20 protein-coding genes are annotated in these 22,146 nt (G+C 60.3%); 13 read left to right on the top strand and 7 right to left on the bottom strand.

Features of this window, described 5'->3' with window-relative positions:
• From exbB to H4V96_RS16045, 4 genes are read left to right on the top strand one after another with little or no spacing between them, the layout of a single operon-like run.
• Window positions 1–759: a tonB-system energizer ExbB gene (gene exbB, locus H4V96_RS16060; RefSeq protein WP_196854791.1), complete on the top strand. Its 759-nt coding sequence runs from the start codon at window positions 1–3 to the stop codon at window positions 757–759.
• Window positions 760–762: 3 nt separating this feature from the next.
• Complete coding sequence (gene exbD, locus H4V96_RS16055) at window positions 763–1,188, top strand: TonB system transport protein ExbD (protein ID WP_010400541.1); 426 nt, start codon at window positions 763–765, stop codon at window positions 1,186–1,188.
• Window positions 1,185–1,979 carry an energy transducer TonB gene (locus H4V96_RS16050; protein WP_196854792.1) on the top strand — a complete coding sequence of 265 codons (795 nt, stop codon included), beginning with the start codon at window positions 1,185–1,187 and terminating at the stop codon, window positions 1,977–1,979. The genes exbD and H4V96_RS16050 overlap by 4 nt, the downstream gene beginning before the upstream one ends.
• Before the next feature lie 51 nt (window positions 1,980–2,030).
• The gene (locus H4V96_RS16045; protein WP_196854793.1) at window positions 2,031–4,286 is read left to right on the top strand and encodes a TonB-dependent receptor; all 2,256 of its coding nucleotides are present in this window, start codon (window positions 2,031–2,033) and stop codon (window positions 4,284–4,286) included.
• Between the two features lie 68 nt (window positions 4,287–4,354).
• Here the strand turns inward: H4V96_RS16045 and H4V96_RS16040 are convergent, their stop codons facing one another.
• Complete coding sequence (locus H4V96_RS16040; RefSeq protein WP_010400538.1) at window positions 4,355–4,762, bottom strand: PRC-barrel domain-containing protein; 408 nt, start codon at window positions 4,760–4,762, stop codon at window positions 4,355–4,357.
• Between the two features lie 246 nt (window positions 4,763–5,008).
• On the opposite strand from H4V96_RS16040, the gene H4V96_RS16035 reads away from it, so the two are divergent.
• The 3 genes from H4V96_RS16035 to ftsB all read left to right on the top strand — a co-directional run bounded on the left by H4V96_RS16035 (window position 5,009) and on the right by ftsB (window position 8,471).
• Window positions 5,009–6,661 (top strand): CTP synthase, encoded by a 1,653-nt coding sequence (locus tag H4V96_RS16035; protein ID WP_196854794.1) that lies wholly within the window; start codon window positions 5,009–5,011, stop codon window positions 6,659–6,661.
• Between the two features lie 141 nt (window positions 6,662–6,802).
• Window positions 6,803–8,086, top strand: a complete 1,284-nt coding sequence (eno, locus tag H4V96_RS16030; RefSeq protein WP_010400536.1) for a phosphopyruvate hydratase — start codon at window positions 6,803–6,805, stop codon at window positions 8,084–8,086.
• 61 nt (window positions 8,087–8,147) lie between these two features.
• Window positions 8,148–8,471 carry a cell division protein FtsB gene (gene ftsB / locus H4V96_RS16025; protein WP_010400534.1) on the top strand — a complete coding sequence of 108 codons (324 nt, stop codon included), beginning with the start codon at window positions 8,148–8,150 and terminating at the stop codon, window positions 8,469–8,471.
• A 65-nt stretch (window positions 8,472–8,536) separates the two neighbouring features.
• Here the strand turns inward: ftsB and H4V96_RS16020 are convergent, their stop codons facing one another.
• The 6 genes from H4V96_RS16020 to H4V96_RS15995 form a co-directional block, all read right to left on the bottom strand.
• Window positions 8,537–10,651, bottom strand: coding sequence for a hypothetical protein (locus H4V96_RS16020; RefSeq protein WP_196854795.1), 2,115 nt, complete (start codon window positions 10,649–10,651; stop codon window positions 8,537–8,539).
• A 506-nt stretch (window positions 10,652–11,157) separates the two neighbouring features.
• Complete coding sequence (locus H4V96_RS16015) at window positions 11,158–11,433, bottom strand: hypothetical protein (RefSeq protein ID WP_196854796.1); 276 nt, start codon at window positions 11,431–11,433, stop codon at window positions 11,158–11,160.
• Between the two features lie 152 nt (window positions 11,434–11,585).
• Window positions 11,586–12,716, bottom strand: a complete 1,131-nt coding sequence (locus H4V96_RS16010; protein WP_280721051.1) for a glycerophosphodiester phosphodiesterase — start codon at window positions 12,714–12,716, stop codon at window positions 11,586–11,588.
• Window positions 12,716–15,127: a TonB-dependent receptor gene (locus tag H4V96_RS16005; protein WP_196854798.1), complete on the bottom strand. Its 2,412-nt coding sequence runs from the start codon at window positions 15,125–15,127 to the stop codon at window positions 12,716–12,718. The genes H4V96_RS16010 and H4V96_RS16005 overlap by 1 nt, the downstream gene beginning before the upstream one ends.
• Window positions 15,128–15,302: 175 nt before the next feature.
• Window positions 15,303–16,280 carry an Hsp33 family molecular chaperone HslO gene (hslO, locus tag H4V96_RS16000; RefSeq protein WP_196854799.1) on the bottom strand — a complete coding sequence of 326 codons (978 nt, stop codon included), beginning with the start codon at window positions 16,278–16,280 and terminating at the stop codon, window positions 15,303–15,305.
• A gap of 4 nt (window positions 16,281–16,284) precedes the next feature.
• Window positions 16,285–16,809, bottom strand: coding sequence for a gamma carbonic anhydrase family protein (locus tag H4V96_RS15995; protein ID WP_196854800.1), 525 nt, complete (start codon window positions 16,807–16,809; stop codon window positions 16,285–16,287).
• A gap of 226 nt (window positions 16,810–17,035) precedes the next feature.
• On the opposite strand from H4V96_RS15995, the gene H4V96_RS15990 reads away from it, so the two are divergent.
• From H4V96_RS15990 to H4V96_RS15965, 6 genes are all read left to right on the top strand, one after another.
• A complete protein-coding gene (locus tag H4V96_RS15990) occupies window positions 17,036–17,914 on the top strand; it encodes an alpha/beta hydrolase (RefSeq protein ID WP_196854801.1) in 879 nt (292 codons plus the stop codon).
• A gap of 102 nt (window positions 17,915–18,016) precedes the next feature.
• The gene (locus tag H4V96_RS15985; RefSeq protein WP_010400517.1) at window positions 18,017–18,850 is read left to right on the top strand and encodes a 3',5'-nucleoside bisphosphate phosphatase; all 834 of its coding nucleotides are present in this window, start codon (window positions 18,017–18,019) and stop codon (window positions 18,848–18,850) included.
• A gap of 200 nt (window positions 18,851–19,050) precedes the next feature.
• Window positions 19,051–19,935 carry a protease HtpX gene (htpX, locus tag H4V96_RS15980; protein WP_196854802.1) on the top strand — a complete coding sequence of 295 codons (885 nt, stop codon included), beginning with the start codon at window positions 19,051–19,053 and terminating at the stop codon, window positions 19,933–19,935.
• Between the two features lie 38 nt (window positions 19,936–19,973).
• A complete protein-coding gene (locus H4V96_RS15975) occupies window positions 19,974–20,597 on the top strand; it encodes an L-threonylcarbamoyladenylate synthase (protein ID WP_196854803.1) in 624 nt (207 codons plus the stop codon).
• Between the two features lie 220 nt (window positions 20,598–20,817).
• Window positions 20,818–21,495, top strand: coding sequence for a site-2 protease family protein (locus tag H4V96_RS15970; RefSeq protein WP_196854804.1), 678 nt, complete (start codon window positions 20,818–20,820; stop codon window positions 21,493–21,495).
• A gap of 42 nt (window positions 21,496–21,537) precedes the next feature.
• Window positions 21,538–22,110, top strand: a complete 573-nt coding sequence (locus H4V96_RS15965; RefSeq protein WP_010400513.1) for a class I SAM-dependent methyltransferase — start codon at window positions 21,538–21,540, stop codon at window positions 22,108–22,110.
• The last annotated feature ends 36 nt before the right edge of the window (window positions 22,111–22,146 follow it).

Genomic DNA, 22,146 nt, shown 5'->3' with positions numbered 1-22,146 from the left:
ATGCGTACCACCTTGTTCTCTATTAACGCCGCTACCGGTGGCGTGTTCCTTGCCCTGTTCCATGCCAGCGCACAAGCGTCTGCGCTGCCACACGACATGTCGCCGCTGGGCATGTTTTTCGCCGCCGACCAGGTCGTGAAGAGCGTCCTCGTCGGCTTGTTGATTGCCGCGCTGGCCACCTGGGTGGTCTTGCTGGTGAAAGGCGCCAGCCTGCTGAAAGCCCGGCGCGAGGCGGCGCGAGCCGTGGCTGTGCTGAAGACGGCGACCTGCTTGCCGGACGCGGCAGTAAAAACGCAGCATGGGGCGTGTTTGCTGGCGCAACATTTGCTCGCTGAGGTACAGCAGGAACTGAGTCTGTCGCACGCGAATGCGCCGGCCACGTCCTTGAAGGAACGGGCCGGTTTTCGCCAGGAGCAGTGGATTGCGCACCAGGTGCGCGCCATGACGCAAGGCATAGGTCTGCTCGCCAGCATCGGCGCCGTGGCGCCGTTCGTCGGGCTGTTTGGCACCGTGTGGGGCATCATGAACAGTTTTATCGGCATCGCCGTCAGCCAGAGCACGAATCTGGCCACCGTCGCGCCCGGGATCGCGGAAGCCTTGCTGGCGACGGCCCTGGGCTTGGTGGCCGCGATTCCCGCCGTCGTCATCTATAACCTCTTGAGCCGTGGCATCAATCAGTACAAGGCGCAGCTGCGCGCCGCCTCGGCGCAAGTGCTGCTGATGCTGAGCCGTGACCTCGACACGCGCAAGCAGGCTTGAACCATGGCTTCCCTGTTTCCTTCGTCTGACGACGATACGGCCGACATGCCGGAACTCTGCGAGATCAATGTTACGCCCTTCATCGACGTGATGCTGGTGCTGCTGATCATCTTTATGGTGGTCTCGCCGCTGGCCACGGTCGACCTGAAAATCGACTTGCCTGCCGCCACGGCCAAGCCCGAGCCGCGTCCCGACCAGCCGCTGTTCGTGTCGCTGAAGGCCGACCACAGCTTGTACCTGGGGGAATCGCCCGTGGCGCGCGAGCAGCTGGGGCGTTTGCTCGATGTCGAGACGGGCGGCGACCGCCAACGCACGCTGTTTTTCCAGGCCGACAAGCAAGCCGCCTATGAAGACGTGCTGGGCGTGATGGATGCCCTGCGCCAAGCCGGTTATCTGAAAGTGGGACTGGTCGGCCGGGAGGGCGGGTGAGCGGGGTGGCCACGCTGGCGCTGCGTCCCGTCTTGAACTGGGGCATTGCCACGGCGCTGGTGCTGGCCACGGCGCTGGCGCTGCTGTTGTGGGCAGCCTGGCAGCCGGTCACCGGCGTGCTTGCACAACCGCCGGCCAGCGTGATGCTGGTCTTTGCTGCGCAGGCGATGTCGGCTGAAACGCAGCCGAGCTTGGCAGTGGGTGCGCGCCAGTCGGCCGCTTCCAGTGATTCCCGGCCGACAAAGAGTAGCAGCCGGCAAGAGGCGGCGCCGCTGCTGGCGCGCGCCGCAGCGCCGCACATCGTCGCGGCGGAAAAAGAGGAAAAGGCGGCGGCCAGCCCGTCGTCGGAGCCGGCCAAGGATGTCGCCAAGGACGCCTCATCGGCGCCTGCGCAGGCCAGCAGCAGCGCTACGCCGGCGCCCGCCGCCGTGCGCGGCCCGCAGGCGGCGCCGTTCAACAGCGACACGCCGCCCGCCAGCGCGGCGCCAGCCAGCTGGCAAAGCCGGGTGCTCACTCACCTGGCCCATTTCAAGCGCTATCCTGGCGACGCACGCCAGCGCAAGCGCGCTGGCGCCGCCTGGGTGCGTTTCCAGGTCGACCGCGACGGCAAGCTGCTGGCCAGCGAATTGATCACTTCATCGGGCACTGCGCTGCTCGACCGCGAAGCGCTGCAAGTGCTGCAGCGCGCGCAACCGTTGCCGGCGCCGCCCGACAAGGTCTTGCACCAAGGCACGGTGACTGTCACCTTGCCCGTCTCGTTCACGCTGGAAGCAGGGCAAGACCAGGCATGAGGATGCCGATTGTTGTTCATTAAAAATCTAAACATAAGAAATTGAGGGTGTATGCATATCAAGACAATGGCGCAAGCCGTGGGCGTTTGCATGGCGTTGCTGGCGCAGCAGGCTGGGGCGCAGTCACAGGAAAGCGGCAAGGTGGAATTTTCGCCGCTCAATGTGTCGGGTACAGCGCTGCCGGTGGAACAGCAAGCGCTGGAAAAGCCGGGTGCCGTCAGCGCGCGCGCAGCGGACACGCGTTTGCAACCCGTGGACCAGATCTTGCGCGGCATGCCGGGCACGTTTACGCAAATCGATCCGGCGCAAGGTGCCGTCAGCGTGAATATCCGCGGCCTGTCCGGCTTCGGCCGGGTCAACACCATGATCGATGGCGTGACGCAGAATTACTATGGCAGCGCACCGTCGGAAGTGTCGCATGGCGGCATGCCCAGCAGCCAGTTCGGCGCCCTGATCGACCCGAACTTCATCATCGGCGTCGATGTGTCGCGCGGTAATACGGTGGGCGGCGATGGCGTCAACGCGCTGGGCGGCAGCGCCAATTTGCGCACCATCGGCGTCGATGATGTGCTCTTCGCCGGTGAAAAAGTCGGCGCACGCGCGAAAATGTCTGCCGGTAACAATGGTGTCGGGCGCAGCGCCATGCTGGCCGTGGCCATGAAAAACCCGGCCTTCGATGGCGGCAGCGTGGGCTTCATGGCCGCCACCAGTGCGAGCGTGATCGGCAATAACTACAACAATGGCAATGGCACGGACAGCGAGCAATTCGGTTTCGGCTACAACCGCTTTTACCAACAGAAACCCAAGTCGCAGCTGCTCAAGCTGGACTTGAAATTGAGCGACTTCCACGCCCTGGAATTGGCGGCGCGCGATTATCGCAACACGTTTACGCGGCGCGACATGCAGAGTAATGATTACTCCGTCAAATATCATTACACGCCGTTTTCAGAGTTGATTGACCTCAATGTGCTCGCCAGCAGCAGCCGTGGGAATCAGAAATACATGCCCGAGGCGCTGACCAATTTCATCAACACGAATGCGGCCAACCGTGCCGATGCCCTCGATATCAATAACACCAGCAGCTTCAAGCTGGCGGGCGGTGATGCGCTGGTGACGCTGGGCGGCAAGCTGATGCGCAATCAGTACAGCAAGCATGTGGAAAGCCTGGTCGACGATCCCAACAATCCAGAGGCGAAGCAGCAATCGATTGAAAACAACCCGTTTGGCGCCGCCGGCAAGCAAAAGATCGACAGCCTGTATGCTAGCTTGCAATACAACCGCGGCATGTATCAAATCAATGCGGGCCTGAACTACACCGGCTTCGAGCTGACGGGCTACAAGCCGGCCTGCGATGCGCGCGTCAAATGTTTCCCGCAGGGTGGGGCGCAGATCGCGCTGAAGGAGCACGGCATCAACCCGTCGTTGCTCGTTTCCGCGCAAGTGACGCCGTGGTTTCAGCCCTTTGCCAGCGCCGAGCGCACCATGCGCGGCCCGAATCCGCAGGAAGTGTTCTTTTCCAACGATGGCGGGGCGTCGATGAATCCTTTCCTGAAGGGTGAAAAAGCGACGACTTATCAGCTGGGCTTCAATTCCAGCCTGCACGGCTTGCTGAGTGCCAACGATGCGCTGCACGTCAAGGCCCTGTATTTCAAGAGCAAGATCGACGGCTATATCACCAGCCAGTCCTTCCTCCTCTGCGATAACGGGCGCAAGTGCAATATCGCCGAAGTGCTGGCCACGGACGGAAAGAATGTGGATGAATACGTGACGAATATGTATATCTACATCAACTCGGCCACGCCCGTGCATACGCGCGGATGGGAGCTTGAAGCCCAGTACCAGTTGGGCCCGGCGTATGCGCGCCTGTCGTACACGCGCGAAAAGACCAGCCAGCCTACCTCGATCGCCAGTGCCTGGTTCGGCGCGTCCGACATCAGCGAGCTGCCTAGTACGTATTACAACCTCGACGTGGGCACGCGTTTGTTCGATAACAAAGTGGAGCTGGGCGCCATCATCAAGCACACGGGTTCAAACCGCCGCCTGTCGCCGGACAATGATGCCGATGCAGTGACGGGGGAAGTGGTGAAGGTAGACAATCCGAAGATCCCGGCCGTGATCGACCTGTACGCCAGCTATCAGGTGACGAAAAACCTGTTCCTGCGTCTGTCGGTGCAAAACGCCATGGACAAGAATTATTCGGAAGCCTTGAACCGCTTGAATTCGATGCCGTCGCAGTCGAACGATAATACGCCGATGAGTACGGCGAAAGGACGTACCTATGTGGCGGGGTTGGAATACCGGTTTTAAGTAAACCCCAGTGCAAGACCGGGGTCGTACCCTGCAGGGTACGACCCCAGCCCTTCGTTTTGGGTTAATTAATACTCGCGCGGTGTCGTTCCATAGTAACTATGGACGGCATTGGCCCACGTGGTATCGGCCATGTCCGGCCAGTTATCGGAGTCGAAGCCGGGGGCGTTTTCGATACGCTCCTTGTCGACGTTGAGGGTGAAGCGCTTGTTGATGGTGTCGAGCAGCAGCGCTTCCCAAGGCACGGCAAACAGCTTTTCGCCGATGGTGAAGACACCGCCGTGCGACATGACGGCGTAGGCAATCTTGCCGCTGCGCATGTCAATCATGATTTCCTTGATTTCACCCAGGTGTTCTTCCTTGGCGTTGTGGACATGGTCGCCGATCAGGGTGTCGGCACCCATCAGTTCAGGGCCGGGACCTTTGTGACCTCGGTTGACATACATGCCATAGGCGTCGCGTTCTTCGTAGCTCATGATGGACCTCCGTTGAAAAATTTTAGTCTGCCGCCAGGAGCTGGCAGGGTCTGTTCGCTTGCCCACACAACAGTGGGAATTGAATATATTTCAATGATTGCCATTGAGTAATTTTGTTGTATGTAGACAGCAGGAGCGGGGACGATGGTCGGCATTTGGCGCAAATTTCCGTGTGCGGGGAGCGCCGCAGGCAGGCTTTAGTGTATAATTTCAATTTCCCGCACGTGCCGTTCGGCACCATCTGCAATGACCAAATTTGTCTTCGTCACTGGTGGCGTTGTGTCTTCCCTTGGAAAAGGGATTGCCGCCGCCTCTCTCGCCGCGATCCTCGAATCGCGCGGCCTTAAAGTCACCATGCTCAAGCTCGACCCGTATATCAACGTCGATCCTGGCACGATGAGCCCTATGCAACACGGTGAAGTATTCGTTACCGACGACGGGGCCGAAACCGACCTCGACCTCGGTCACTACGAGCGCTTCATCTCCACCCGCATGAAAAAGGTGAATAACTTCACCACTGGCCAGATCTATGAATCGGTGATCCGCAAGGAACGCCGGGGCGAATATCTGGGCAAGACCGTGCAGGTGATTCCACATATCACCAATGAAATCCAGGATTACATCCGCCGTGGCGCCGAAGGCTACGACGTGGCCCTGTGCGAAATCGGCGGCACCGTCGGCGATATCGAATCGTTGCCATTCCTGGAAGCGGCGCGCCAGCTGAGCCTGCGCGCCGGTCGCAAGAACACGGCCTTCGTCCACTTGACCTTGGTGCCTTACATCGCCTCGGCCGGTGAGCTGAAGACCAAGCCGACCCAGCACTCGGTGCAAAAGCTGCGCGAAATCGGCATCATGCCCAATGCGCTGCTGTGCCGTGCTGACCGTGCCATCCCGGAAGACGAACGGGCGAAAATCTCGCTGTTCTCGAATATCGAAGAGCAGGCCGTCATTTCCGTATGGGACGTCGACACCATCTACAAAGTGCCGCAAATGCTGCATGACCAGGGCCTCGACAAGATCATCTGCGACGCGCTGGACCTCGATCCTGCGCCGGCCGACCTGTCGATCTGGAGCAAGCTGATCTACACGATGGAACACCCGAAGGCGGAAGTCACCGTCGGCATGGTCGGCAAGTACGTCGAGCTGACCGAATCGTACAAGTCGCTGATCGAAGCGTTGCGCCACGCTGGCATCCATACGGAAAGCCGCGTCAACATCGAGTACATCGATTCGGAAGAAATCGAAACGACCGGTTGCGACAACCTGGCCAAGTACGATGCCATCCTGGTACCGGGCGGCTTCGGCAAGCGCGGCGTGGAAGGCAAGATCAAGGCGGCCCAGTTTGCCCGTGAGCACAAGATCCCTTACCTGGGCATCTGCCTGGGCATGCAAGTGGCACTGATCGAATATGCGCGCAACAAGGCTGGCATGTCGAACGCGAATTCGACCGAGTTCGACCTGGATACGGATCAGCCTGTCGTTGCACTGATCAATGAGTGGCAAAACCACGATGGTAAAGTCGAGTTGCGCGATGAAAACTCGGACCTGGGCGGCACCATGCGCCTGGGCGCGCAAACCTGCGCCGTCAATCCGGGTACCCTCGCTGCCGAGATCTACGGCAGCGTGGTGACCGAGCGCCATCGCCATCGCTACGAAGCCAATAATCACTATCTGGCACGTGTCGAAGCCGCTGGCATGATTGTCTCGGCCCGCACGCCTAGCGAAGATTTGTGCGAAATCATGGAATTGCCACGCACGGGTGAGAATGCCCACCCATGGTATGTAGGCGTGCAATACCATCCCGAGTTCAAGTCGACGCCACGCACCGGCCATCCCTTGTTCACCTCGTTCATCAAGGCAGCGCTGGCGCATAAAGAAGCCAACACCGCTGCCCAATAACGCGGCTCGATTGCGACAGTATTACCCGTAAGACAGCTCCCGGCCAGATCGTTCCCGCCGGGAGTTTCTTTGCCCCCTTTGTGCAATTGCGCATCAGAACGCAGTGTGCAGCCCCTGTTACGCTTAACTTTGGAGAATGACATGAGTGCTATTGTTGATATTATCGGTCGCGAGATCCTGGACTCGCGCGGCAATCCGACCGTCGAATGCGATGTGTTGCTGGAATCGGGCGTGATGGGCCGTGCGGCCGTGCCGTCGGGTGCCTCGACCGGTTCGCGCGAAGCGGTGGAATTGCGCGATGGCGACGCCAAGCGCTACTTCGGCAAGGGCGTGCTGCAAGCATGCGAAAACATCAATACCGAAATCTCCGAAGCCATCATGGGCCTGGACGCCAATGAACAAGCTTTCCTGGACCGTACCCTGATCGACCTGGACGGCACGGAAAACAAGTCGCGCCTGGGCGCCAACGCCATCCTGGCCGTCTCCATGGCCGTTGCCAAGGCTGCCGCTGAAGAAGCGGGCTTGCCGCTGTACCGCTATTTTGGCGGTTCGGGCGCCATGCAGATGCCAGTGCCGATGATGAACGTCATCAACGGTGGCGCGCACGCCGACAACAACCTGGACATCCAGGAATTCATGATCATTCCCGTGGGCGCGCCGTCGTTCAAGGAAGCCGTCCGCTACGGCGCGGAAGTGTTCCACACACTGAAAAAGATCTTGCACAAGAAGGGTCTGAACACCAACGTGGGCGACGAAGGCGGTTTCGCGCCATCGCTGGCCAACCATGAAGAAGCCATCAAGCTGATCATCCAGGCCATCGAAGAAGCAGGTTACGAGCCAGGCACGCAGATCGCCATCGGTCTCGATTGCGCCGCGTCCGAGTTCTACAAGAACGGCAAGTACGAAATGGCCGGCGAAGGCCTGAGCCTGACGGCAACCGAGTTCACCAATCTGCTGGCGACCTGGTGCGACAAGTACCCGATCATCTCGATCGAAGACGCGATGCATGAAGGCGACTGGGATGGCTGGGCGATCCTGACTGCGGAACTGGGCAAGAAAGTGCAACTGGTCGGCGACGATCTGTATGTCACCAACACCAAGATCCTGAAAGAAGGCATCTCGAAAGGCATCGCCAACTCGATCCTGATCAAGATCAACCAGATCGGCACGCTGACGGAAACCTTCGCCGCCATCGAAATGGCCAAGCGCGCTGGCTACACGGCCGTCATTTCGCACCGCTCGGGCGAAACGGAAGACTCGACCATCGCCGATATCGCCGTGGCCACGAACGCCCTGCAGATCAAGACCGGCTCGATGTCGCGTTCGGACCGCATGGCCAAGTACAACCAGTTGCTGCGTATCGAAGAAGACCTCGGTGATATCGCCAGCTACCCAGGCCGCGATGCGTTCTATAATCTGAAGTAAGTTGTTGTAAAACCCACTGGCCGGCCGGAGATATCCGGCCGGTTTTTTAACTGAATGCCCCATGCGCCTGATTACGCTCGCCCTGGCAGCCCTGTTGCTGCTGATCCAATTTCCCCTCTGGCTGGGTAAAGGCGGTTGGCTGCGTGTTGCCGACATGGAAGCCCAAGTGGCGGTGGCCAACAAGAAAAACGTGGAATTGAAGGCGCGCAACGCCAAGCTCGAATCCGAAGTGCGCGACCTGAAAGATGGCACGGGTGCCGTCGAAGAGCGTGCCCGCTATGAGCTGGGCATGGTCAAACAGAATGAGATTTTCGTGCAGATCGTGCGCAAGGGCCAGACCCCGCCGCTGCTGGAAACGCCGGTGGACGCTGCTGCGCCCCACTAATATTGCTCCGCCTGCCAAGCTGCAGGCGCCGGCTGCCCGGCGCCCCACGCGCGGCGCGGCCCGCCTTATTCTTCCCCATCAAGATATACATAGCCGCCATGGCCACCCAGAGTGCAGTCGGCACCGGTGATGCGCAATTCGATTTCATCGCCCGCGCTGGCGCCCAGCCCCTTGAGTATCACCGGTTGCCAGGGAATAGCTTTCCAGTTGCCGCCTTGATAGTCTTTCCAGCCTTGGAAGCTGGGATCGCTGGTAAAGAAGCGTCGGCGGTACAGGTCCTGGCCTTTGCTGAGGTTGCGCACGACGACATCGACATACGGTTGCTCTGATGGCTCGTGGCGCGGATCCTCCAGCACCGCCGCCCATTGAAACACCAGTTGCGGATTGCTGGCCGCCGCCGGCACGATCGCCTTTTGCGCGACATAGGTCGTGTGGTAGTTCGGCGTCTGGTCGTTGATCTTGGCGGCATGCATGCCAAAGATGCTGGTCGTCAGGTCAGTTGCGATCGGATCGAAGCCGACGCCGACCACTTCGACTTTTGTCGGCGTCAACACGGCGCCGCTGTTGAGCAGAGAGGTCTGGCTGTTCCAGCCGCTGAGGTCACCTGATTCAAAGCCGAAATTGACAAAGAAATTTTCCCCCGCAGACTGCACGCTGAATTTTCCAAAGGCCGAGAAGCCGTGCTCGGTGCTGCGCGGATGTTCCGACACCAGCAGCATCACATCGATTTTGTTTTCCAGTTTGGTGGGAAAGTTCAGCATATAGTTGCCTGCCGTATCAAGGAGCACGCCCGTCGCACCCTGGCGCACGCCATCGTAGAACACGTGCAGATAGACATCCTTTTTGCTGCCGACGGGACGGTTGAAGCGTCCTTGCAGGCTTTGCCCGTCTTGATGGGCGATCTGCACGCGCACGGGCCGTGCGTACTCGAGCGCCTGTACCTTGCCTTGCTGGTCTGTCACTTGCAGATGCGAAAAATAGTCTTGCAGCTTGCCGCTTTCCCACTCGGCGATGATTTTCTGGAACTGCGCCGGGGCGCCGAAAGTGTCGTCGCTGGCGTAGCCGATATGGTCGAACATCGAGGGTGGATAGGAGGCTGCGCGTGAATACGTGCCAAAGCCCGTCAGCATGTTCCAGTCGTAGTTGGCTTCGACATCGGGGGCGTTCGAATCGTAGATACGAAAGCGCGCCTGATCCGCGTCATAGGCAAAGACCGTCACGGAATGGCCGCCATCCTTGGTGCCGCTATGCATGACCAGATGCAGTGGATCGCCCGTGGCGATCATCGACTCCAGCATCAGGCGGCCGGTGTCGATGGCTTGCGGAATGAGGATGCTTGATGCCACGCTGTTCCACTTGCCGGCGATGACAGCGTAGGTCATGGCCATGGCTGTGCGGGTCAGTTCATCGTCCACCGGCTGCCCCGGCATGCCTTCGTTGGACAGGTCATGCAGCCGCTTTGACTTGTTCAAGGAGAAATAATGCGTGGAGAGCGAGGCGAAAGCGGCGCAGTGGCCGCCGTATAGATAGGAGCCGAAGTTACGGTGCAGGACGGAATCCGTGCCGAGCCGAAATCCCGTGTCGACCGCCGGCATGCCCAGGTTGAGTGCGCGCACGACGATCGCCATGAAGCGCGAGAAGTGCGAGGTACGGAAGGTGACCGTGCCCTTGCTCCTGTCGACGCCAATGACGGAGACGGTACGGTAGCGGCTCGCGGCTTCGTCCCAGTAGAGTACTGCGGGCGGCAAGTCGCCGGCTGCGGCAAGGTCATAGGGCATGGTGACGGTAATGGGCAGCTTGAATTGCGCCGGCCCGCCGCCGGCTACCTTCAAGAGCAGGGTTTTCGAGACGGCCAGCGTGCCGGCCGCAATCGCCTCTGCGCGGAAGGGACCGGGCGGCGCGTTATCGTAGCCCACCTGGACTTGCAGGTCGTCGATGGCGGCATCAGGCGGGATATCGATGAGTGTGCCGGGTACGCCTGGGGCGCTGGCGGGCACGCTGAGCCGAGCACCGGCGCCGGCGGTGAATGCGCTGCGCAATACTTCATTTTGTACTTCCGACGGCAGTTCTTCGACCGGTGGCGGCACATCCTGCGCCGTGCGTCCACCGCCGCATGCCGTCAGCGCTACGCATACCACGAGGGGCGCCAGCCATGCGCGCCAGTATCTGGAGTGTTTCATTGCATTCTCCCTTGACTTGCCTGGTTTGCTTGCTGGCGGGATGCCAGATGGGCATGGCGTTAGGAGGGCAAGAAGCAGTCCAGGAGAATTTTATGTTGGAGAATCAAGGGCTTGAGCTTGTCCAGTTGCCTGAGGAGGGCATGACTGTCAAAAAAAGCGACACGGCTGGGGGAGGAGGGCTTGCCCTGTCAGCCTGGGCCAATTGCCAGGCTGACGCACTGCACCTTGGCTTGGCGTCGTATTGCCGCGCTGCTGCCAGGGGTGTTTTTTCCTGCGGTTCTTTGCTGCTGACTGATCAGAAACGGGCTTTGCCGGTCGAGATCAGGTAGAAATGGATGCCGGTGACCACGATGGCCACGGTGATCAGTGCGGTTTCGAGAAATATCATCAAAATTCCAGGTAAGCTGTTGATACAGAGTTGGCTTAAAAAATGTCCAGGGCCAGGCGCCACGTCGAAGACAGTAGGAACGTACGGCGAGGTGCAGGCAAAGCTGCCTTGGACGTTTTTAGCCGCGTGTAGCGAGGAAACGCAGTTCCGAGGCCAGATTCGGCATCAGGTGTTCGTAACGCGCCGCTTCCGAGTTCAGCAGCGCGATATCGCGTTGGCTTGGGCGCACATAGCGTTGCTCTTGCTCGGTGCCGCTGTTGGCGATGACTTCCTTCTGTGCCAGTTCGCTGTACGGCTTGGTAGCGAGCAGGGCGCCCAGGAAGGCGCGCGTGGCGCGGCCCAGGTTGCTGAAATAGTTGTCGTCGTTGCTGTAGGTAGTGGTAAAAGTGGACATATGCCCTCCATGAATAGTCTGTTGTTGCATTGCACAATAATAGAGTTCGCGATATATGTCTAATTTCAAGATCCAATTTCAGTAATTCAAAAAACGAATAATAAGGGCGTAGCCGTCGGCTACGCCCTGGAAACGATTTTGTTACGAAATGTCTATCCGGCAGCGATGCGTCCCAAGCCCGGATCGTCGCTAAAAAAGCCATCCAATCCCGTTTCGATATAGCGGCGCATTTCGGCCACTGAACCGGCTTCGTTGCGCGCGTTTTCACCATTGCCATCGCGGAAGTCGGCCGCCAGGAAACGATTTTCCGGGCGGAAGGTCCAGGTGTGCAGCAGCAAGCCTGCCTGGTGCGCATCGTCGACGATGGAGGAGGGCTTGGCCAGGCGCTGATCGGCATCGAGCGCGATGACGCTGCGCGTAGGCGGCGCCACCACGTCCGCGTAGGCGGCGATATCGCGCAAGCCGGCCGGCGTCGTCATCTGGCCGAAGGTCAGCTTGCCACCGGCCTTGGCGACATCCATCGGGCGCACGTCGCCACCCACTACCAACTGCATCAGGCGCACGTTGGCGCGCCGTCCCAGCTTCTCGCGCAGGTACTTCAGGTTCGCCACTTCGAAGGACTGGATGTCGATGGGCGCCCGGCGCGTGTATTCGTGCGCCAGCATGGTCGACAGGAAACGGTCTTCCAGCGCCAGGCCCGCATCGCGGAAGTAGGTCGAGCTTTTCAGCTCCGGCACGAGGCCAATGATGCGTCCGCTGGCGGCCGATTGCGCTGCAACAAAATCGATGATTTCTTCCCAGGCGGGAATCTGGAACTGTCCATCATACAAGGTGTTGCCGGGACGTACTTTCGGCAGCCGTTCGATGGCGCGCAGGGTTTTCAGTTCTGCCAGCGTGAAATCGTCGACAAACCAGCCATCGTGCCAAGCGCCGTCGAGCATCTTCTTGCTGCGCCGGCTGGCAAATTCAGGCCGGCGCGCCACGTCCGTGGTGTCGATCAGGTTGCTTTCGTGGCGCGCCACGAGGATGCCGTCGCGCGTCACCACCAGGTCCGGCTCGATGTAGTCGGCACCGTCGACGATAGCCTTGGCGTACGACGCCAGCGTATGCTCGGGGCGCAGAGCGCTGGCGCCCCGGTGGGCAAACACCAGCGGGCGGGCCGGGGGCGTGGCCAGCAGACCGGCGGCAAAGCCGGGTGCCGCCGCTAAGGCCAGGCCTCCCACGGCCGCCTGGACGAAGCTGCGCCGCGAAAAGTGCCGTTGTGGGAGGCTAGGCGTGCGCATCAAAAGTCTGCCGTCAGGGTCAGGAAGCCCTGGCGCGGGGCGATCGGGAAGGTGTTGTACGTCTTCTCGGCAGCGCCTACCACCACGTTCTGCGCACCTTGGCGGTTGGCCAGGTTGCTGACATTCAAGCGCCAACGGGGATTTTTCAGCCAGCTGGCCATGGCCGGCAGTTTGCCCGACACGCCCAGGCTCATCAGGAAATAGCTGGGCACGGACAAATCGTTGGTGTACGTCGCGTAGCGCTTGCCCACATAGTCACCCGTCAGTTGTACTTCGATATCGCCCAGCGTGGCGGAAGCAACAAACTTGTTCAACCATTCCGGCGAGCCCGGCACGTTCTTGCCCGCCGTCAATACCAGCGCGGCGCCATTGTTGTAATTGTCCGCGTACTGCGAGCGGTTGTACGACAGGGCGTTGTAGAACGAGAAATTGTTGCCAAAGTGTACGGTACCGGCGATGTCGATGCCATCCGTGCGCACGCTGCCCACGTTGGCCAGCACGGGGTTGCCACCGATGATGGAGGAAATCACCGGCGTCGGGCTGATCTGCAGCAAACGGTTGCTGAAATCGACGTGGTAGACATTGACTTGCCCATCGATGGCGGTGATGGCGCCCAGATTCAAGGCGTGACTGCCGCGCACGCCCACTTCATAGGTGAGGGCCGTTTCCGGCTTGGCGTCGCGCTTGAACAAATCAAAAGCGGCCTGGCTCGACAAGCTCCATGGCGAAGCGCCGCCGCCGCCGTAGGTGACGAACTGGCGCATGTTTTTCTGGATATTGAAGTACAGCTGGTCTTGCGGCGTGAAGTCCCAGCGCGCGCCTAATTGCGGCAACAGCCATTTCTTCGTGTTGATGGTACCGACCGGCAAGGCCGTCGAGCCACCGGAAATGGCGCCCTTGGCCGGCTGCACGGGGAATTGGCCATCGGCAAACTGCAGGCTGGACTTGAAACCGGCCTGCAGGGCGATATCTGGACGGATGCGCCATTCATCCTGCAGGTGCAATTGCACCACCTTGTTGTTGATTTCGCTGCCGTACTGCGTGATCAAGGGATTGCTGGGGCGGTCATACGGCGAGGTGGGGTTGTTGACATCCAGCGCATACCAGCGGCGGTAGGCGGACGAGCGGTTCTGTTCCAGCCACAGGCCCGCTTCCAGTTGGTGCTCGCCGATTTCCTTGCGCACAGTGGAAATGAAGCCGCCCCGCTTGATGTCGTATTCCGTGGTGCGCACGGCGTAGCCCGAGTTGCCGAACACCTGTTTCAGGTTCTGTTTCGGGTAGTACACGCTGAACAGGCCAGGCAAGCCGGCCACGCCGATGGGGCCGGCTACCACGCCCACGCCGTCATCCTTGTGGTAATACACTTGGTTGGCCCAGGTCGTGCCTTCACCCAGATTGGCGTCGAACTTGGCATAGGCCAGGTAATCGGTGCGTTGCGCATCGCTGTAGTAATTACGGTAATTGTTGCCGTCGGCGGCCGGCGTGGCACCGGTAGGCGACAGATAATTCAGCGCTGCCTTGAAGTCCGGGTACAGGAAGGGGCGCGTGTAGGGCGAGCTCGTTTCCCCGGCCAGGTGCACGGTGCTGTCTTCGTTCGGTTCTATCTTGTCCGAGTAATTAAAGAACAGCGTCAGCTTGCCCGCCTCGCTGCGGTTGACGTATTTGGCGTTGAACTGGTCGCCGCCCTGGCGCGCGTCGAAATCCCAGGCGCGGGCTTCGTGGTGCAGGATGGAAAAATAGGCGCTGCTGCCATCGCCAAAGGCGCCCGTGTCGTAGCGGGCAAACGTGCGCGAGGTGCGGTGGCTGCCCACCGTTTGCTGCACGCTGGCGCCTTGCGTGGCCAGCGGGTCGCTGGAGTAGGTTTCGATGGTGCCGCCCAGGTTGCTGGTCGAGGCCGTGGCCAGGTCGCCCGCGCCCGAGGACAGCACCACGCTGCGCACGTTTTCGCTGATGACGGCGCGCTGCGGCGACAGGCCGTTGTAGTTGCCGTACTGCTGGTCGCCCAGCGGCACGCCATCCATGGTGTAGCCGAGTTGCTGACCGGAAAAGCCATGCACAAACAGCGACAGGTTTTGTTCGTTGTTACCCCACGGATCGGCCGTCTGGAAGCTGACGCCAGGCAAGGTTTGCAGGGCTTTCAGGGGATTCGTGCCGGGCAGGATTTTCTGGATTTCATTCTTGCTCAAGGCCACGGAGGAACGCGTCTTGCGCGAAGAAATCTCTACGCTAGCCATCGGGGCATGCTCGTCAGCGGCAGCCGGGCCAGCAGCGGCCATGTCGGTGGCGGCGGATGCCACAGCGGCGGCCACCGCCGTTTGAGCCAGCGCCGGCAGGGACAGGCCTGCGGCGCAGGCGCTCAGCAAAACATGGAAGGAATGGCGGCGCAGTGCCAGCGTCAAGTGGGAATTCATATCAGCCTGTGTAAAGTTGGAAGTAAGACAAGCTGCGCAGCGTAACGGCCGCGCGTTACGGGCTGATGACGAACTGATGACGGGAAGATGACAGTAGAAAAAAAGCGCCGCCTGAGCGGCGGCGCGGGGACTATTGCAATTAATTAATTGGTTAATTAGTTAATTAATTAGTTAGTTAGTTAATACTTGCTGCGGGGGGTATCAACACCTCGGCCGGCGCATCCGTGATGAATAGCTGCGCGCAATCGACCTTGTCGAAGGCATAATGCTGGCCGCAGAAATCGCAGTTCACGCCCACTTCTTCCACTTCGTCCAAGGTGCTGTTGACTTCTTCCTGGCCCAGCATCTTGAGCATATTGCCGACTTTTTCGCGCGTGCAGCTGCAATGGAAGCTTGGGTGCAGCGGCTCGAAGACGCGGATTGTTTCTTCCCAGAACAAGCGCTGCATCAGTGTCTCGATATCGGTGGCGAGGATTTCTTCCTCTTTCAAGGTCGACGCCAGCATCACGGCGCGGTGCCAGGTGTCCAGTGCATCTTCTTCCGAGACGGGCGTCGCTTCGGCCTTGCCGCCATGGTGGGGCAGCTTTTGCAGCAGCAGGCCGCGCGAGACGCTGTCATCTGTGGCCAGCCACAAACGCGTGTCGAGTTGTTCCGAACGCAACATGTAGTTTTCAATCACGGTGGCCATGTCGTCGCCGTCCAGCGGCACGATGCCCTGGTACGGTTGCTGGCCTGGCACCTTGTCGGCCGGATCCAGGGTGATGATGAAGCGGCCCTTGCCCGTGGCGTTGAGCAATTGCGGCACGGTGGCGACATCGGCAATGGTGGCGTCCGGGTCCAGCTTGGCCGTGGCGCGCAGGCGCAGGTCGGAATCGCACTCGACGACCATCAGGCGCACGGGACCGTCACCATGGATTTGCATGATGATGGAGCCGTTGAATTTCAGGTTGGCTGACAGCAGGGCGGCCGCAGCGACCATTTCGCCCAGCACTTTTTTCACGGCCGTCGGGTAGGCGTGGCGCGATACCACTTCCTGCCAGGCATGGGAAACGTCGATGAACTGGCCGCGCACGGCGGCGTTATCGAAAATAAATTTTTGCAGCGTATCCTCGGTGGTGGCAGCGCTGACGGCGCCCGTGGTTTCAGTCGTCATTCTCTTATCCAATCTTCGTGAGTTGCGTATTAAATAGCTGGCCGCGTTGCACATAGTTCACGGCGTTGCCTTGTAGTCTGGTGATATCGTCTGCCGTCAGGGCCCGCACGGCTTTCGCCGGTGAACCGATGATGAGCATATTGTCGGGAAATTGCTTGCCTTCCGTGACCAGGGCGCCTGCGCCGACCAGGCAGCCTTTGCCTATCTTTGCGCCATTCAGGATCACCGCCTGGATGCCGATCAGGGCGCCATCGCCTATCGTGCAGCCGTGTAACATCGCCTGGTGGCCGATGGTCACGTTCTGGCCGATGATCAGCGGGTAGCCAGGGTCTGTGTGCAGCACGGCGCCTTCCTGTACATTGCTGTTGGCGCCCACGGTGATACGTTCATTGTCGCCGCGAATCGTGGCGCCGAACCAGACGGACGTATTCGCTGCCAGTGTCACCTTGCCGATCACGTTGGCCGTGTCGGCAACAAAAGCGGAAGCGTCAATCTGCGGCGCATCGGCGCCCAATTGGTAGAGTGTCATCGTTAGCCTGTGGCGGTGGTGGAAGCGCCGGGCTAGGCCGGACGCGGAAGTTTTGCTTGCTTGCCTGTTATGTACGCTATTTTACGCTGTTGCAGGACAAATCCTGGTACCAAGCGCCAATCCGGTATAATTATAGAACGCTCGTACTTTTATATCCTTACTATTGACAGAGACAGCATGTGGCGCCATCGGCGTCACTTTCAAGGCAGGCAATCAGATGAAATCCATGAAACTTTTCCGTTCCGAATTCATCCATATCCGCGGCGCCCGTACGCATGTGCGCCATTGGGGCCGCGAAGGTGCCCCTATCCTGTTCATGCTGCACGGCTGGATGGACGTGGCCGCTTCGTTTCAGTTCGTCGTCGACGAGTTAGCTGGCGACTGGCACGTGATCGCGCCCGACTGGCGCGGTTTTGGCCTCAGTGATTACACGCAGTCCGATACCTATTGGTTCCCCGACTACCTGGCCGACCTGGATGCCATGCTGCTGCATTATTCGCCGGAGGCGCCCGTTAAACTGCTCGGCCACAGCATGGGCGCCAACGTGGCCGGCCTGTACGCGGGCGTGCGGCCCGAGCGCATCAGCCGTTTCATCAACCTGGAAGGCTTCGGCATGATGGCGACCCGGCCCGAGCAGGCCCCCGGCCACTACGCCAAGTGGCTGGACGAATTGCGCGAGCCGCCCGCCATGCGCGGCTATCCTAGCCAAAAAGCGGTGGCGGAACGCCTGCAAAAGACCAATCCGCGCTTGTCCGATGAGCGCGCGGCTTTTCTGGCCGAGCACTGGTCGGCGCAGAACGAGGCGGGCGAGTGGGACATCCTGGGCGACCCGCAGCACAAGCGCGTCCATCCCATCTTGTACCAGGTGGAAGAAGTGATGGCATGCTGGCGCCGCATCACGGCGCCCGTGCTGTGGGTGGAAGCCGATGATACGAATATGTGGCAATGGATGGGACCCAAGCAAGAGGCGCGCATCGAAATCGACCGTCGTTTGGCCTGTATCGAGAATGTTCGCTGCGAGATGATGCTGGACGCGGGCCACATGCTGCACCATGACCAGCCAGCGCAGCTGGCGCGCCTGGTGGAAACTTTTCTGGCGCAGTAATGCGCTGGCGCCACTGTGTCTTTAAGGCGACTTCCTTATCTGGCAAGCAGCGTACAATAAAAACTTCTTTCATGTTGAGCTCTTGCGGGGTATTGTTTTCGTATGCTTAAAGTCGACCTGCATTGTCATTCGAATATTTCCGATGGCGTACTCGCGCCCGCTGCCGTGGCCGCGTATGCGCGCAAGGCGGGCGTCGACGTGTGGGCGCTGACCGACCACGACGAAGTGTCCGGCGTCGCCGCCGCGCGCACGGCCGCGCTGGACCTGGGCATGCGTTTCGTGGCCGGCGTGGAGATCTCCATTACCTGGGCCGGCCAGACCGTGCACATCGTCGGCTTGCAAGTCGATGAAAACAATCCTGGCCTGGTACAGGGCTTGCACCAAACACGCTCGGGGCGCGACGCGCGTGGTCGCGAAATCGCCCGCCAGCTCGACCTGGCCGGTATCCCTGATGCCTATGAAGGGGCCTTGAAATTTGTCGGCAATCCCGATTTGATGTCGCGCACGCATTTTGCCCGCTACATCGTGGAAATGGGGAAATGCGCGAATATCGCTGATGTGTTCAAGAAATACTTGTCGGAAGGCAAGCCCGGCTATGTCGAGCACCGCTGGGCTACCCTGGCCCAGGCGGTGGGCTGGATACGCGGCGCGGGCGGCGTGGCTGTCATCGCCCATCCGGGACGCTACCGCTTCAGCGACATGGCGCAAGGCGTGCTGTTCGATGAATTCAAGCAGCTTGGCGGCGTGGCTATCGAAGTCGTCACGGGCAGTCACAGCCCGGACCAGTATCCGCAATACGCACAGCTGGCCAACGCTTACGGTTTCCTCGCCTCGCGCGGCACGGATTTCCATGCACCAGGCGAGGCGCGCGTGGATTTTGCCATGCTGCCGCCGCTGCCGGCCAACGTCACGCCCATCTGGCACGACTGGTTTTAATGCCGTCGAAAATCTACTGCGCGGCGCGACTTGCGGCCTGCGATGCTCACTGTGCTAAAGCACAGCTCCGCTTCTCGGCCACAACTCACATCCGCTCGCGACGATTTTCTTAGGCATTAAGTGCAGGATGTGCGCAGGCTTGAAATTCGCCACTGCATGCTTATCTTTTAGCCATTACTCTCTTTCCGGAGCCATCGCCCATGAAACGTATTGTCCTTTTTATCGTCACCAACCTGGCCGTGATGCTGGTGCTGTCGCTCGTCCTGAGCTTGTTGGGCGTGGGCAATCCGGCACGCGGCAGCACCCTTAACCTGGGCAGCCTGCTGGTGTTTTCGCTGGTGGTGGGCTTCACGGGCTCGATCTTTTCGCTGCTGATCAGTAAGCCGATGGCCAAGTGGAGCACGGGCGCGCGCGTGATCGACAACCCGACGTCGTCGACGGAATTGTGGCTGGTCAATACCGTGCGTGCCCTGTCCGAGCGCGCCGGTATCGGCATGCCGGAAGTGGCCGTGTATGAAGGCGATGCGAATGCGTTCGCCACGGGCGCCTTCAAAAATTCGGCCCTGGTGGCCGTCTCCACCGGCTTGCTGCAGAGCATGAATCGCGATGAAGTCGAAGCCGTGCTGGGCCATGAAATCGCCCACGTCGCCAATGGCGACATGGTGACGCTGACCCTGATACAGGGCGTGGTCAATACCTTTGTCGTTTTCATGGCCCGCGTGGTGGGTTTCTTTGTCGACAATGTGCTGTTGAAAAATAATAACCGCGAAGGCGGCGGGCGCGGCATCGGCTATGTCGTCACCGTCATGGTGTGCGAAGTCATCTTCGGCTTGCTCGCTTCCATCATCGTGGCCTGGTTTTCGCGCCAGCGCGAATTTCGCGCCGATGCCGGCTCCGCCAAGCTGCTGGGCAGCCCGACGCCGATGATGCATGCGCTGGCCCGCCTGGGTGGCGTAGCGCCGGGCGAACTGCCGCAATCGATGCAGGCACTGGGCATCAGCGGCGGCAATGGCGGCTGGGGCGCACTGTTTGCCACGCATCCGCCTCTCGAACAACGCATTGCCGCGCTGCGCGGCGTACAATGATGCTAACTTAACAAGCTGGTTCGCCAGAACGCTTACACATGAGTCAATTTTTTCATATCCACCCTGAGAATCCGCAATTGCGCCTGATCAAGCAGGCAGTGCAGATCATCCAGTCCGGCGGCGTGGTGGCCTTGCCCACCGATTCCTGCTACGCGCTCGTATGCCAGCTCGACGACAAGGGCGCCGTCGAGCGCCTGCGCCGCATCCGTGGCGTCGATGAAAAGCATCACCTGACCTTGTTGTGCCGCGACTTGAGCGAGCTGGGCGTGTACGCCCGCGTGGACAACCGCCAGTTCCGCCTGCTCAAGGCGGCCACGCCGGGCGCTTACACCTTCATCCTGGAAGCGACCAAGGAAGTGCCGCGCCGCCTCAGCCATCCTTCGCGCAAGACCATCGGCCTGCGCGTGCCGCAGCACCGTATCGTGCAATGCCTGCTGGAAGAGCTGGGCCAGCCGCTGCTCGGTGCGACATTGACCCTGCCCGGCGACGAAGACAGTCTGACCGATGCCGATACCATCCGCGAGCGCCTGGAAAAACTGGTCGACCTGATCATCGATGGTGGCGTTTGCGCGCACGGCCCCAGCACGGTGATCGACCTGACGGGGGCCGAGCCGGAAGTGGTGCGCGTGGGACGCGGCGACCAGGCCGTGCTGGGTTTGTAAGTCGATGCGGCAGACCAGCATGGCCTGCCCGTATTTAGCTATCGTTGCAAGGCCTGACAAAACCGCAGCGAGCACAAGTCAGTTGTGCCCGGCAAGCGCAGCCGTACTTCGGTACGCTGGGCATCGCAGGGCGCAAATGACGACGCCCAGCAGGTTTTGACAGCTGCCTTTAATTGCCGTCTAAGAAAGCCATCTGCACGCCTCTGGTAGAATCGCGGTCATGAGCGATTTCAATACGATAGTCCAGACCGTTGCCGTGTACCTGGTGCCGGTGCTGTTTGCCATTTCCCTGCATGAGGCAGCGCACGGCTACGCCGCCCGCTATTTCGGCGACCCGACGGCCTCGAACGAGGGCAGGCTGAGCCTCAATCCGATCCGACATATCGATCCTTTCGGCACCATATTGCTGCCCTTGATACTCTTTTTTACGATCCAGGTGCCGTTTGGCTATGCCAAGCCGGTGCCCGTCGATTTCAGCCGCCTGCGCAATCCGAAGAAGCAGATGGCCTGGGTGGCGTTTGCCGGTCCTGGCGCCAATTTCCTCATGGGCTTGGGCTGGATGATCGCCTTTGTCGTCCTCAGCGTCCTGCCGCCGACGGAGATGGGCATGTTTTTGCGCAAGATGGCCGGTGCTGGCGTCAGCGTGAATGCGGCCATGTTCGTCTTTAACCTGATTCCCGTGCCGCCCCTCGATGGCGGGCGCATCATGACGGGCTTGCTGCCGATGTCGCTGGCGCGTCCCTACGCCAGCATCGAGCGCCACAGCCTGTATGTGTTTGGCGCCCTGGTGCTGCTGATGTACACGGGCATATTGAACCGCGCCTTGCTGGTGGCGATCGAATTTGTCATTGGCATTTTTGTCACCCTGGTCACGCCACTGACGGCGTTATTGACTTGATGCACGCCACTGGATGGACGCACATAATCGATGGAAGTAACGATGCAAGTAACTGAAGCAATACTGGAAACTGAGACGATTTCGGGCTGGCTGCGCCGCTGGGCACCCCTGATCCCGGGCGGCGAAGTGCTGGACCTGGCCTGCGGCGCCGGCCGCCATGCGCGCCACCTGGTGAGCCTGGGCCATCCTGTGATCGCACTTGACCACGATCCGGAAATGCTGGAAAAGGCTGCTGGCACGGGCATCACCACCTCGCTGGTGGACCTGGAGGCACCGGGCGCCGTGTGGCCGTTCGCTGCCGGCCGCTTTGCCGGCATCGTCGTCACCAATTATCTGCATCGGCCCCTGCTCGAAGCCATGCTCGCCAGCCTGGCAGTCGATGGCGTGCTGCTGTATGAAACGTTTGCGGAAGGCAATGAGCAGTTCGGCAAGCCGTCGAATCCGAAATTCCTGTTGCAGGAAGGCGAAATGCTGACTTGGGCGGTGCAGCACGGCCTGCGCGTGGTGGCGTACGAGGATGGGCGCGTGGAACAGCCAAAAGCTGCTCTGGTGCAACGAATTTGTGCCGTTCGGCCGGATTTTCCACGGCTGGCTGCCCTGCTGCCGACGTTTTGAGCGGCCATACTATGTCAGAATGCACCACAGGCGCGG

The organism is Janthinobacterium sp. CG_23.4 (assembly GCF_029892305.1).
GTDB classification, from domain to species: Bacteria; Pseudomonadota; Gammaproteobacteria; order Burkholderiales; family Burkholderiaceae_D; genus Janthinobacterium; species Janthinobacterium lividum_D.
This window is presented reverse-complemented; position numbering and strand designations above follow the sequence as displayed.

Coding starts and splice junctions, on each gene's coding strand:
- H4V96_RS15975 (WP_196854803.1), top strand. CDS start 19,974: ATGAGTCAATTTTTTCATATCCACCCTGAGAATCCGCAATTGCGCCTG.
- exbD (WP_010400541.1), top strand. CDS start 763: ATGGCTTCCCTGTTTCCTTCGTCTGACGACGATACGGCCGACATGCCG.
- hslO (WP_196854799.1), bottom strand. CDS start 16,280: ATGACGACTGAAACCACGGGCGCCGTCAGCGCTGCCACCACCGAGGAT.
- H4V96_RS16010 (WP_280721051.1), bottom strand. CDS start 12,716: ATGCGCACGCCTAGCCTCCCACAACGGCACTTTTCGCGGCGCAGCTTC.
- H4V96_RS16005 (WP_196854798.1), bottom strand. CDS start 15,127: ATGAATTCCCACTTGACGCTGGCACTGCGCCGCCATTCCTTCCATGTT.
- H4V96_RS15995 (WP_196854800.1), bottom strand. CDS start 16,809: ATGACACTCTACCAATTGGGCGCCGATGCGCCGCAGATTGACGCTTCC.
- H4V96_RS15965 (WP_010400513.1), top strand. CDS start 21,538: ATGCAAGTAACTGAAGCAATACTGGAAACTGAGACGATTTCGGGCTGG.
- H4V96_RS16040 (WP_010400538.1), bottom strand. CDS start 4,762: ATGAGCTACGAAGAACGCGACGCCTATGGCATGTATGTCAACCGAGGT.
- exbB (WP_196854791.1), top strand. CDS start 1: ATGCGTACCACCTTGTTCTCTATTAACGCCGCTACCGGTGGCGTGTTC.
- H4V96_RS16020 (WP_196854795.1), bottom strand. CDS start 10,651: ATGAAACACTCCAGATACTGGCGCGCATGGCTGGCGCCCCTCGTGGTA.
- ftsB (WP_010400534.1), top strand. CDS start 8,148: ATGCGCCTGATTACGCTCGCCCTGGCAGCCCTGTTGCTGCTGATCCAA.
- eno (WP_010400536.1), top strand. CDS start 6,803: ATGAGTGCTATTGTTGATATTATCGGTCGCGAGATCCTGGACTCGCGC.
- H4V96_RS16015 (WP_196854796.1), bottom strand. CDS start 11,433: ATGTCCACTTTTACCACTACCTACAGCAACGACGACAACTATTTCAGC.
- H4V96_RS15985 (WP_010400517.1), top strand. CDS start 18,017: ATGCTTAAAGTCGACCTGCATTGTCATTCGAATATTTCCGATGGCGTA.
- H4V96_RS15970 (WP_196854804.1), top strand. CDS start 20,818: ATGAGCGATTTCAATACGATAGTCCAGACCGTTGCCGTGTACCTGGTG.
- H4V96_RS15990 (WP_196854801.1), top strand. CDS start 17,036: ATGAAACTTTTCCGTTCCGAATTCATCCATATCCGCGGCGCCCGTACG.
- H4V96_RS16045 (WP_196854793.1), top strand. CDS start 2,031: ATGCATATCAAGACAATGGCGCAAGCCGTGGGCGTTTGCATGGCGTTG.
- H4V96_RS16035 (WP_196854794.1), top strand. CDS start 5,009: ATGACCAAATTTGTCTTCGTCACTGGTGGCGTTGTGTCTTCCCTTGGA.
- htpX (WP_196854802.1), top strand. CDS start 19,051: ATGAAACGTATTGTCCTTTTTATCGTCACCAACCTGGCCGTGATGCTG.